Genomic DNA, 11,757 nt, shown 5'->3' on the forward strand with positions numbered 1-11,757 from the left:
GAAGTCACTTCGTCAGTTCTTGGTGAACACGTCCCGTTCCGTGATCGCGTTCAGCAGGGGCGCGCCCCTGCGGTATCGGGCGACGTTCTCAGTGATCAGATCGATGGAGCGCTGCGTGCGATCGGGCAGCATTGGGGACATGTGCGGCGTGATCACCACGTTCGGCATGTCCCACAGGGGCGAATCCTCCGGCAGGGGCTCCGGGTCCGTGACGTCGAGGCCCGCGCCGGCGATCTCTCCCGCGTGCAGCGCATCGATCAGTGCGTCCTGGTCGATCAGCTGTCCCCGCGCCATGTTGATGACGTACGCGCCGTCCTTCATCGCTGTGAACTGTTTCGTCGAGAACATGTGGTAGGTCTCGTCCGTCAGCGCAGCGGCGATCATGATGACATCGGATTCGAGGATGAGTGGGTCCAGGGAGTCGCCAGCGTCGGTGGAGAGCATGACATCGACCGACGGATGCGTGTCACCGGCTCTGCGACGCGAGGCGATGACCCGCATCCCGAAGGCTTTTCCGAGCTCTGCCATGGCCTGACCGGTGTGTCCGAACCCGACGATGCCGAGCGTCTTTCCCCATAGCGCGAGCCGATGGTGGTAGTCGGGAATTCCACGCCAGACGTGTGCGTCCTGCATTTCGAAGAGCTGTCGCGCGGCGAACGTCAGGCTGAGGGCGAAGAAGAAGCCATGTTGCGCGAGCGCAGGGGCGGAACGTCCGGCGGAACCGGTGACGATGAGGCCTCGCTCGAAGGTCTCGGGACGTGCGGAGCGAGTCAGTCCAGAATGGTCGCAATGCACCCAGCGAAGATGAGGTGCCGCAAGAAACCGCTCGTCGAGGTCCAGCGCGAGGACGGCGACGTCCACATGCCGCAGCGCGGCCTCGATCCCCTCGGAGTCACCCGGGGGCAGGTGAACGAACTCCGCGGGCGCGAACGCCCGCCGAAGCTGCTCCACGTCCTCCGGCCGGTAGAGCACCGTGGACAGAACGCTGCGGATCTCGCGGGGCCGCTGCTCGTGGGACATCGGTGTGGACTCCTCGGTGTCAGCCGCCGGGCGTACAGCGCGACAGCGCTGACTACCATCCACTGCTCCGAGCCCGTGTGTCAACCGGTTGCTAACCAGCTGTCCGGATGCCGTGCGTGGCACGGAACTCCGGAGGGTTGCTCGTTCCCGCTCTCGCGGTTCCGCGTCGGGCACTCACGCAGGGCATTCGGATGCCGACGTGGCCGATCCGGCCGGCAGCCGAGGAGGTGATGGTCGAATACCTTACGGGTTGACCCAGTGACATCCTTTGACCTGGCTGCTCGTGTCGTGCCGGACCGACGTGGAGAGGCTGCTGAGCTGCGGCGTTGCTATGGACGACACGCGGTTGCCTCGGCTTCGCCGAGCCTGTTCGGAGACCGACGGCAACCGGTTGTCAGCCCCGCAGAGCTGTGCTTTACTGATCGAGGTCTGCGACCCGAGGACCGCTGGACTTGGCCACAAAACCGAGTCCACGGGGATCGGAATGCAGAATTCTGTGCCACCGACAAAGGGGTCAACGCGATGCGCTGTCGCTCTGCAACGAGGCAGATGTTGGAGCGGATCCGCCGGGCCGAGCTACGTGCCCGCCGGTCGGCTGATCCAGTGTCCTCGGCCGGTCTCACACTCAGGACCAGGGCGAGCTGAAATGCTTCCCTACATCCTTCGCCGTGTCGTCACCGGCGCCGTGCTCGGAATCCTCGTCACGTTCCTGACGTTCTGGTTGCTGAGCTTCTCCTTCGACGGCGTGGTCGCGAACGTGCTCGGACCGGCGGCATCACCGTCCGCGGTGGCGGCGTTGAAGTCCGAGCTCGGGCTCGACCGGCCGCTCGTCGTGCAGTACTTGGAGTGGCTGGGCGGCGTTTTCCGCGGCGATTTCGGAGTCTCGTTCTTCACGAGCGAGCCGGTTTCGGATGCGGTCGTCACCCGGCTTGGCGTCACCCTGTCCATCGTGCTCGTCGCACTCGTGCTGAGTGTCGTCGTGAGCGTCATCCTCGGCGTGCTCGCGGCAAGCCGGGCCGGTGCCATCGACCGCATCTCGCAGGGTGTGTCCCTCCTGGGGCTGCTCCTGCCGAACCTGCTGATCGCGATCGTGCTCGTCGTGGTCCTCGCCATCAACCTCCGGCTGCTCCCCGCCACCGGGTTCACGCCGTTCGGCGAGGATCCCTTGCGCTGGGCGGCTTCGATCACTATCCCGGTGATCGTGCTCGTGATCAACGGCGTGTCCAACATGTCCGCTCAGATCCGCGGCACGATGATCGGCGAGCTGCGCAAGGACTACGTCCGAACGCTCCGCACCCGCGGTGTGTCGACCTGGTCCATCGTCTACAAGCACGCCCTGCGCAATGCCGCCTCTCCGGCGCTCGTGGTGCTGTCGCTCGAATTCATCGGAATGCTGGGCGGAGCGTTGATCATCGAGAACGTCTTCGCACTGCCCGGGTTCGGATCGTTCGCGTTCAACTCGTCCATTCAGGGTGATATTCCGGTCATCATGGGCATCACGGTGTTCAGCGTCATGCTCGTCGTCGGCGTGAACCTGCTGACAGATCTCATCAATGGATGGCTCAACCCGAAGGCGAGAATCTATTGAGTACCGAAGCGACGGCCGTCGAAACGGTGTCGGCGAAAACCCCGGCACGTCACTCCGCATTCCGGCGTCTCCTCAAAGACCCGCAAGCGGTGATTTCCGCTGCGCTGCTCTTGCTCATCGTGCTGCTGGGCATCCTGGCCCCGTTGCTCGCGGCGCACGGCCCGAACGACGCCGAACTCTCCGCGGTGAACGCCGCCATCGGCACCCCGGACTACCTGCTGGGCGCCGACCAGAACGGCCGCGACATCCTCGCGCGACTGCTCTACTCGATCAACACGAGTGTGGTCACCGCGCTCATCGGCGCGGGCGTCGCCATCAGCATCGGCCTGACTTTCGGGCTCATCGGCGGATACTTCGGTGGACGTGTGCGCGGCGTCATCGAGTGGATCTTCAACTTGGTCATGACGTTGCCCGGCATCCTCCTGCTGATCGTGCTCATGCCGCTCACCAAGGGTGACTTCCGCGCGACGATGCTGATCTTCGGTGTCCTGCTCGCGCCCGGCATCTACCGGCTGGTGCGAAACGTCACCGTCGGCGTGCGCAACGAACTGTACGTGGACGCGGCGAGGGTCTCCGGGCTCTCCACCTTCCGGATCCTCGGGCGCCACGTGATGCCGGTCGTGCAGGGGCCGGTGATCATCTCGACCGCGTTCCTCATGGGGTCGGCGATCGGCGTGCAGTCCGGCCTCGCGTTCCTCGGTGTCGGTTCGACCGAGGTGCCGAGCTTCGGCGCGATGATCTCCTATGGCTTTACCAACCTGTACGTGGACTCCCTGCAGTTCGTCTGGCCGGCGCTCATGCTCGGTGTCATGACCGCGTCACTCGTGCTCTTCGGCAACTCGCTGCGAGACGCGCTCGAGGGAGCACGGCCCAAGGCGTCCCCGGTGAGCAAGTCCGCTGGCTCGAAGGGCGTGGCCCGGCACGAGCAGGCACCCGGGGCGCCCGGCGATGCCGGCGCTCTGCTCAGCATCGAGAATCTGCACCTGACGTACCCGGACCCGAGCGGGACGCCGAAATCCGTGCTGAAAGGTGTGTCGCTGACCGTGCGGCCCGGAGAGACGATGGGCCTTGTCGGGGAGTCGGGATCCGGCAAGACCCAGACGGCCTTCGCCGCGCTCGGGGTCCTGCCGGGCGAGGCTTCCATTCCCGAAGGATCGATCAAACTCGACGGACGTGAGCTCATCGGCTTGTCGGAGCGTCAGCTGCGGGGCATTCGTGGGCGGGACATCGCGTATGTGCCCCAGGAGCCGATGTCGAACCTCGACCCGTCGTTCACGATCGGCTCGCAGATGGTCGAGAGTCTGCGAGCGGCCTCGTCCCTGTCCCGGTCGGCCGCGCGCCAGCGAGCCCTCGAGCTGCTCGGCCACGTCGGCATCGCCGACCCGGAGCGAACGATGCGTCTGTACCCCCATCAGGTCTCTGGCGGTATGGCTCAGCGCGTGCTGATCGCGACCGCGGTCGCCTGCCGTCCCCGTGTCCTCATCGCCGACGAGCCCACCACCGCCCTGGACGTGACCATCCAGGCCGAGATCCTCGACCTCCTGCGCGACCTCCAGGCGGAGATGGGCATGGCGATTCTCTTGGTCACCCACAACTTCGGAGTGGTCGCGGACATCTGCGAGCGGATGGCCGTCATGCAGGACGGCCGCGTCGTGGAATCGGGCGAGGTCGTGGAGGTCTTCCGGAGTCCCCAGCACGCCTACACGCAGAAGCTGCTCGCGTCGATCCTCGACGAGAGCGTCGTCCGCGACGACGACCGTGTCCTGGCGGGCGAATCGTCGGAGGGCGCCAACTGATGGCCGGGAAGCTGCTCGAGGTCGAGAGCCTCCACGTCGAGTTCCCCGGACGGGGATTCCGAGCCAAACCTCACGAAGTCCTTCACGCGGTTTCCCTGACCATAGACCACGGGGAGGTGCTGGGGCTCGTGGGCGAGTCCGGATCGGGCAAGACGACGATCGGACGCGCGATCCTCGGCCTGGTCAAGGCCAGCGGCGGACAGATCCGATTGCAGGGCGAGAACATCACCCACGTCGGTCCGCGACGCCGACGCGAACTGGCACGCGACATCCAGGTCGTGTTCCAGGACCCGTACTCGTCGCTGAACCCCGCGCTCACGGTGGGCGACATCCTCAGTGAACCGCTTGTCGTACAGGGCTCCACCACGCGCGATGCCCGTGCCAGGGTGAAGGCGCTCCTGGATCAGGTCGGCCTGCCTGCCGACGCGGCGGAGCGACTGCCCCGGGAGTTCAGCGGTGGGCAGCGGCAGCGCGTCGCGATCGCGCGGGCGCTCGCCCCTCAGCCGAAGCTCATCGTGTGCGACGAGCCCGTCTCGGCGCTCGATCTCTCCACTCAGGCACTCGTGCTGAAACTGCTGATCGACATCCAGCGCGAGACGGGTGTGGCGTTCCTTTTCATCTCGCACGATCTCGCCGTCGTTCGACACATCAGCCACCGCGTCGCCGTCATCTACCAGGGAGAGATCGTGGAGACCGGTCCGGCCGATGTCGTCACGTCCCGTCCCGAGCATTCATACAGCAGACGACTGCTTCTCGCCGCCCCGGTCGCGGACCCAATCGAACAGCGGCGGCGACGCGAGGAACGCAAACGACTGGCGGAGGAAGGGTTGCTGGACTACTCCAGCGAGAAACCCGCGCCGGTGCGTTGACGCACACCCCTCGGCAGCAAGCGGTACAAGCGGATTTCACGACCGAGAGGTGAACCATGTCCACGAGGTACTCGGCCCCAGAACGTGACCTGGCGCCTCACAGCAAGTGGCGTCAGCCGTTCGGTGTGGTGCAGACCAATCTTCAGGACATCGACGCACTGATGGATGTGGAAGCCGCCGCTGACGCCGTCGTCGAGTACGGCGCCGACACCTGGCTTCTGAACGCCGGCGGGATCCTGTCCTTCTACCCGACAGATCTGCCGTTCCAGACCCGCAACCCGCTGCTCGACCAGCGTGCGTCCAGGGACCTGCTCGGGGACGCGATGTCCGCGGCCCAGCGCCGTGGCCTCAAGGTGATCGCCCGGTTCGACATGTCGAAGATCTCGTCGCGAATCGCGGCGGAGCATCCCGACTGGCTGTACCGCACTCCTGACGGTGATCCGCAGGTGTACAACGCTCTCTACAGCGTGTGCCCGTCGGGGGAGTACTACCAGGTGCGAGTCTTCGACGTCATCGACGAGGTCCTCGACCGGTACCAGGTCGACGGCATCTTCTTCAACTGGTTCAACTTCAACGAACGCGACTACGACGAGGTCGTGCACGGCCCGTGTCACTGCGCGGCCTGCGTGGAGGGCTTCGCGAAGTTCAGCGGTGGTGACGAGCTGCCGCGGGACCTGACCTCACCGGCCTTCGGCCGCTGGCGCCAGTACGTGTCGACGACGCTCGCCGACCTCACGGCGAGGATCGCCGACCACGTCGAGGGCCGAGGAGGCGACGTCGGTGTCGTGCTACGGCGTGGTGCGCCGATCGAGTACGTCGAGGGAAACAACGCCTACCGGGCAATGCCGGGCAAGGAGCTCTGGCCACACGCGACGGCGGAGGCGGTGAGCGCACACGCATCCACGCGCCCGCACTCGGCGGTGCTGGTCAACTGCTGTGCGTTCATCGACAGTGGTTACCGGATGGGTAACGAGCAACCCGAGCACTTCGCCCAGTACCTGGTGCAGGCGATCGCGCGGGGAGGCAATCCCTCGGCCTACTACTTCGGTGCCCCGGGACGGCTGCCTGTGGAGCCGGCGATCTCGCTTGGCCGTGACGTGATGCGGTTCCGCGCACGACACCGCGAGCTCTACCACGGCCTGCGGCCGGCCGCGCAGGTAGCTCTCGTGCGCCCAGACCACGGTTCGGCGGCCCCGGGAAAGTACTGGGACGTCCTTGAAGAGTTTCGCGGCCTCTACCTCGCGCTCCTCGAAACGCATGTTCCGTTCGACGTCGTGCCGGTCGATCGGCTCCGCACGCTCTCGGGGCAGGGCGCACTCGCGCGTTACTCGCTACTGGTCCTGCCCGATCTGGAAGGGCTCGGTGGGCAGGCTCCCAGCGTTGACGAGTACGTCCGAAAAGGTGGGAACCTCCTGCTGACCGGGTCCGCCGGGGTGAGCCGGGACGGTACGGTCGAGTTGGAGTGTTCGCCCGCGCTTCGCGTGTCCGCGCCCGCCCTCGAAGGCACCGCTCTGCGCTCGACCTATGTGGCCGTGCGAGCACAGCCGCGTATCGACGAGTTCCACTACGCCGGCCCGCTCATTCCCGTCACCGGGCGCTACCAGCAGTTCGTGTGGAAACCGGATGCCACGAAGCAAGGAGCGGTGCTGCCTCGGGCGCCGTTCGGTCCACCCGAGCTCGCCTACGGTCACGTCACCAGCGGCGACCCGGACGCCGTCCGTGCCTCGTACGGCGGGGGAGAAGTCGTGCAGGTGCCATGGACGATAGGGCGCACGTATCGTGAATACGCGAAGACCAGTGTGCGCGACCACGCCGTGGACATCGTCCGCTCGATCGTCCAGCCGGCGATCACCGCGGACCTGCACGACTCCGCGGAGATCATCACCGGCCGAAGCCACGGTCAGACCATCGTTCACGTGATCAACCACAGTGGTGCGCGCCGCCGGTCCTACGGTCCCCACATTCCGGTCACGGGCGGGCGACTCCGCCTCGCCGGACGGGCCGGCGAAGCTCCCCAAGCCGAGGCGCTGCGCGCGGGCGAACCGCTCGCGGTCAGGGCCGACGGAGACGATCTGCTCGTCGATCTGCCGCCTCTCGAACTGTTCGAAGTCGTCGTCGTCACGCCCACGTGATGCGCGGGGCCTTTGCCGACGGCGGCCCGGAAAGGCTAGGTGCGGGCACGATCAGTCGAGGCCCGCTGCAGGAACTCGGTTCTGGGCGCGGTGTGCTTGCGCACCGCCTCGTTGTTGAGCTCGGCGATCAGCCGCAATGCCGCCTGTTCCCCGAGAAGCGCGTGGGGAGTGCGAATCGTCGTGATGGGAGGGGAAGTGAAGTCGGAGCCGAAGATGTCGTCGAAGCCGATCAAACTCAACTGCTCGGGTATCCTCATGCCGATCTCGTGCCCCGCCTTGAGGAGCCCGATGGCCATGAGGTCGTTGTAGGCCAGCGCGGCGGTGGCGCCGCTTTCGCGGACGACGTCCAGAGCGGCGGCACCTCCCGCGACGGTGGGAAGGTAGGGCCCCAACGTGACGACCTTCATCCCTCGGTCCGAGGCCTCTGAGGAGATCGTGCGATCCCGCAGCCGATTCATCCAGGAGGACGGAGGCCCTCCGAGGTAGGCCAGCCGCTTGTGGCCCAGCTGCCGTAGATGATCGAGGGCGGCCTGTATGCCCGGACGGACATCCGCCACGACGCTGCCGATACCGCGCACCTTGCGATTCACGGTAAGAATCGGCTTGCGCCTGCTCAGTTCGACGATGTCAGCACTGTCCAGCCGGGCGGCGACGAGAATCAGTCCATCGACAGAGCTCAGCAGACGCTGGGCGGTTTCGTTCTCCAGATCCGCCGACTCCTGGCTCTCCGCGAGGATGAGGATGTACCCGCGGCTCGCGGCGACACGTTCCGCGCCACGAATCAGTTCGAAGTAGACCGGGTTCGTGATGTCCGACAGGGTCAGCGCGAGGGTCTGGGTCCGGCCGGTCGGCAGTGCGCGCGCGAGCGGGTTCAACCGGTATCCGATCGCCTCCGCGATCTCGCGAATCCGGTGCTCCGTGCCCGCGTTGATCCGGCCCGGCTTGTTCAGGGCGCGTGACACCGTGGAAGGGCTGACCCCTGCCATCCGCGCTACGTCGTAGATCGTCGCGGGGGAGGTGCGGCCGGCACGCTTCCTACTGTTGGTCGCCACACTGCCTCATTCTGAGATCCTTGCGTCAGTCCAATGTCGACGTCCTGACACCTCGCTGGGGAGCATACGCTTGGGGCACAGCACTTCGCACGCGACGACGCCTCGGCGGCGGGGCGCGGGGAACGACGATACGGCCCGGGTGGCACAGAGCGACGTTGAACGCGGCATGTCAACCCCCACATGAACGTTTCAGGCTAGCATCAGGGTTTTTGTTTGCCAAGGAAAGGGCTGTGCGATATGTTGGCAATCGGTTGCCGAGAGGGCTCGGCGGTACGAACGTGACCGCCACGATCCGCGGAAGAGGTCATCAATGTTGAAGCCGACGTCCACGCCCACCCGTGAACTGGTCAGTCTCGACGGCCTCTGGGGGTTCGCTCTCGGCGGAGCGGAACTGGACAAGCCTTGGTCGGGCCGGCTGCCTGGTGACCGCGAGGTGCCGGTTCCCTCCAGCTACAACGACCTGTTCCTCGACCCCACGATTCGCGACCACGTGGGCTGGGTCTGGTATCAGCGTGAGGTGCGAGTGCCCCGTGGATGGCGGGGCGAACGAGTCGTTCTCCGTCTCGAATCCGCGACGCATCAGGGGCGCGCCTACGTCAACGACGCCCTTGTCGCCGAGCACATCGGCGGCTACACGCCTTTCGAGGCGGACATCACGGACCACGTCGAGGCGGGCGAGAGCTTCCGGCTCACCGTCGGCGTCGACAACGAGCTGACGTCCGCCACCCTTCCGCCGGGCCATGTCGTCACCACCGAGAGCGGCCGTCGTCGCCAGATCTACCACCACGACTTCTACAACTACGCGGGGCTCGCCCGGTCGGTATGGCTGTACAGCACTCCGCGCGAGCACATCAGGGACATCACGGTCGTCACCGACGTCGATGGGGATGCGGGAAGCGTCGGCTACCAGGTGGACGCCGCTACGGATTCGGAGGTCCGCGTCTCCCTGTGCGACGCCGACGGTCAGCTGGTGGCCGAATCCGGCGGCGTGACCGGGAGGCTCAGAGTCCCCGATGTCGTGCTCTGGCAACCGGGTGCGGCATACCTCTACACGTTCACCGCCGAAATCGTGCGTGACGGGACCGTGGTCGACAGCTACTCGCTCCCCGTCGGCGTGCGCACGGTCGAAGTACGCGGCCAGGAGTTCCTGATCAACGGTGAGCCCTTCTACTTCACCGGTTTCGGGAAACACGAGGACACGCCGGTTCGCGGGAAGGGGCATGACCCCGCCTACCTCGTTCACGACTTCGAGCTGCTGGACTGGATCGGCGCCAACTCGTTCCGGACCTCGCACTATCCGTACGCCGAAGAGGTCCTCGAGTATGCCGACCGGCATGGCATCGTCGTGATCGACGAAACGGCCGCGGTGGGACTCAACCTCGGTGTGGCGGGCGGAATGACGGCCCGCAACCCGCCTCTCACGTTCTCGGAAGAAGGCCTGGGCGTTCAGATGCGCCACACGCACGCGCAGCATCTTCGCGAGCTGATCCAGCGCGACAAGAACCATCCCAGTGTCGTGATGTGGTGCATCGCCAACGAGCCCGCGAGTCAGGAGGAGGGCGCGTACGAGTACTTCGAGCCGCTGGCGAACCTCGCGCGCGAGCTCGATCCTTCGCGACCGATCACCTACACGGCATGGCTTCTGGCGAACGCGGACAACGACCGGGTCGCTTCGCTGTTCGACGTCATCGGCATCAACCGCTACTTCGGGTGGTACATCGACAACGGCGACCTTTCCTCCGCCGAAGCTCACCTGGAGTCCGACATCCGGTCCTGGATCGAGAAGTTCGACAGGCCCGTCATGATGACCGAGTACGGAGCCGACACCTTCGCCGGGCTGCACTCGCTGTTCGACATGCCCTGGAGCGAGGAGTATCAGGTCGCCTACTTCCAGATGCACCACCGCGTCTTCGACCGGTTCCCCGGCTTCGTCGGCGAGCACGTCTGGAACTTCGCGGACTTCCGGACCACGACCGCGGTCCACCGCGTGGACGGAAACAAGAAGGGAATCTTCACCCGGGACCGCCGCCCCAAGAGCGCCGCGTTCGAACTGCGTCGACGGTGGCGGGGCCTGGACGGGCGCAAGCCCGGCGCGTAGCGAGGACACCCACTGCCCGCCGGGTGCGTCCGGCGGGCAGTGCGGTGACGAACTCCTCAACGTCCCCGGGGCCCGACCGGGCAGTGGGCGCGAGTGTGTCCGGTTGGGACGGTGCGCCCGGTCACCCCGCCGGTCGATATGCGGGTCTGCGCGGCCGTCAGGTCGGCATCGGCGCCGCTGTCGAGCCGCGCTGGACGAGGACGGTGGAGAGGTCGTCGACGTGCTGGTGCCCCCCGTGGCGGACCAGCGTCAGCAGGCGCTCGACCGCCAGCTCGCCCGCCTGCCGGAGCGGGCTGCGGATCGTGGTGAGCGGCGGGCTCGTGAAGTCGGAGCCGAAGCTGTCGTCGAAGCCGACGATGCTCAGCTGGCCCGGCAGGTCGATGCCGTGGTCGCGGCATTCCAGCAGTAGCCCGATCGCGATGATGTCGTTGTAGGCGAGGACGGCCGTGACACCGGCGGCCAGCACGCGCCGCTTGATCGCGCGCCCGCCGGCGAGCGTCGGTTCGCACGGTCCGATCTCGACGACGGAGAGCCCGTGCGCGAGGGCGCATTCGAACGCGATCTCCCATCGCAGCTGGCTCATGTAGGACGTACGCGGTCCGGACAGGTAGGCGAGTGATCGGTGGCCGAGGGCCGCGAGGTGTTCGATGGCGGCCTCGATGCCGGGCCGAGGGTCGGGGACGATGCTCAGCACGTCGTCCACGCGCCGGTTGACGACGACGACGGGTTTGCGCGCGGCCAGGTGCCGGATCTGTTCGTCGGGCATGCGCGTCGAGACGAGCGCGATGCCGTCGACCGCGGGCAGCAGCCGCTCCGCCGCGTCCGCCTCCCGGGTGCCCGACTCCTGGGATTCCGCCAGCACCATGGTGTAGTTCTCGCGCGCGCCGACCGTTTCCGCGCCGCGCACGAGTTCGAAGTACACCGGGTTGGTGATGTCGGAGAGGATGAGGGCGAACGTGCTGGTCTGCCCGGTGTACAGCGCCCGGGCCATCGGGTTCAGCCGGTAGCCGAGCGACTCGGCGACCTCGCGGATGCGCTGCTCGGTCGTGGCGTTGATCCGGCCCGGCTTGTTGAGCGCTCTGGACACGGTGGACGGGCTGACACCGGCCACGCGCGCGATGTCGTAGATCGTCGCGTGGCCGGTCTGGTCAGGCCGGTGCGCCCGCGGGAGGGCGGTGGCTTCGTGGTCCATCGCGCCATTG

At 66.6% G+C, this 11,757-nt stretch carries 8 protein-coding genes; 5 read left to right on the forward strand and 3 right to left on the reverse strand.

Annotation, left to right across the window (positions count from 1 at the left end; genetic code table 11):
- Positions 1-12: 12 nt before the first annotated feature.
- Complete coding sequence (locus tag DI005_RS08750) at positions 13-972, reverse strand: D-2-hydroxyacid dehydrogenase (RefSeq protein ID WP_199542668.1); 960 nt, start codon at positions 970-972, stop codon at positions 13-15.
- 694 nt (positions 973-1,666) lie between these two features.
- On the opposite strand from DI005_RS08750, the gene DI005_RS08755 reads away from it, so the two are divergent.
- Genes DI005_RS08755 through DI005_RS08770 form a run of 4 tightly spaced genes read left to right on the forward strand, consistent with a single transcriptional unit; the run spans position 1,667 to position 7,405 of the window.
- Entirely contained in the window at positions 1,667-2,608 is a 942-nt protein-coding gene (locus DI005_RS08755) for an ABC transporter permease (RefSeq protein ID WP_113641786.1), read from the forward strand.
- Positions 2,578-4,404, forward strand: coding sequence for a dipeptide/oligopeptide/nickel ABC transporter permease/ATP-binding protein (locus DI005_RS08760; protein WP_113641787.1), 1,827 nt, complete (start codon positions 2,578-2,580; stop codon positions 4,402-4,404). The genes DI005_RS08755 and DI005_RS08760 overlap by 31 nt, the downstream gene beginning before the upstream one ends.
- Positions 4,404-5,273: an ATP-binding cassette domain-containing protein gene (locus tag DI005_RS08765; RefSeq protein ID WP_113641788.1), complete on the forward strand. Its 870-nt coding sequence runs from the start codon at positions 4,404-4,406 to the stop codon at positions 5,271-5,273. Before DI005_RS08760 ends, DI005_RS08765 begins: the two co-directional genes overlap by 1 nt.
- A gap of 56 nt (positions 5,274-5,329) precedes the next feature.
- Positions 5,330-7,405, forward strand: coding sequence for an alpha-amylase family protein (locus DI005_RS08770; RefSeq protein ID WP_113641789.1), 2,076 nt, complete (start codon positions 5,330-5,332; stop codon positions 7,403-7,405).
- Positions 7,406-7,440: 35 nt separating this feature from the next.
- On the opposite strand, the gene DI005_RS08775 is transcribed toward DI005_RS08770, so the two are convergent.
- Complete coding sequence (locus DI005_RS08775; RefSeq protein WP_113641790.1) at positions 7,441-8,457, reverse strand: LacI family DNA-binding transcriptional regulator; 1,017 nt, start codon at positions 8,455-8,457, stop codon at positions 7,441-7,443.
- A 310-nt stretch (positions 8,458-8,767) separates the two neighbouring features.
- On the opposite strand from DI005_RS08775, the gene uidA reads away from it, so the two are divergent.
- Positions 8,768-10,555 (forward strand): beta-glucuronidase, encoded by a 1,788-nt coding sequence (uidA, locus tag DI005_RS08780; protein WP_113641791.1) that lies wholly within the window; start codon positions 8,768-8,770, stop codon positions 10,553-10,555.
- A 157-nt stretch (positions 10,556-10,712) separates the two neighbouring features.
- Here the strand turns inward: uidA and DI005_RS08785 are convergent, their stop codons facing one another.
- Complete coding sequence (locus tag DI005_RS08785; protein WP_113641792.1) at positions 10,713-11,747, reverse strand: LacI family DNA-binding transcriptional regulator; 1,035 nt, start codon at positions 11,745-11,747, stop codon at positions 10,713-10,715.
- Positions 11,748-11,757 lie beyond the last annotated feature (10 nt).

Origin of the sequence: Prauserella sp. PE36, from assembly GCF_003311655.1 — a bacterium.
Lineage (GTDB): Bacteria > Actinomycetota > Actinomycetes > Mycobacteriales > Pseudonocardiaceae > Prauserella_A > Prauserella_A endophytica.

Bases quoted from the DNA above. Each gene is read 5' to 3' on its own strand.
- DI005_RS08755 (WP_113641786.1), top strand. From the start codon at position 1,667: ATGCTTCCCTACATCCTTCGCCGTGTCGTCACCGGCGCCGTGCTCGGA.
- DI005_RS08760 (WP_113641787.1), top strand. From the start codon at position 2,578: ATGGCTCAACCCGAAGGCGAGAATCTATTGAGTACCGAAGCGACGGCC.
- DI005_RS08765 (WP_113641788.1), top strand. From the start codon at position 4,404: ATGGCCGGGAAGCTGCTCGAGGTCGAGAGCCTCCACGTCGAGTTCCCC.
- DI005_RS08770 (WP_113641789.1), top strand. From the start codon at position 5,330: ATGTCCACGAGGTACTCGGCCCCAGAACGTGACCTGGCGCCTCACAGC.
- uidA (WP_113641791.1), top strand. From the start codon at position 8,768: ATGTTGAAGCCGACGTCCACGCCCACCCGTGAACTGGTCAGTCTCGAC.
- DI005_RS08785 (WP_113641792.1), bottom strand. From the start codon at position 11,747: ATGGACCACGAAGCCACCGCCCTCCCGCGGGCGCACCGGCCTGACCAG.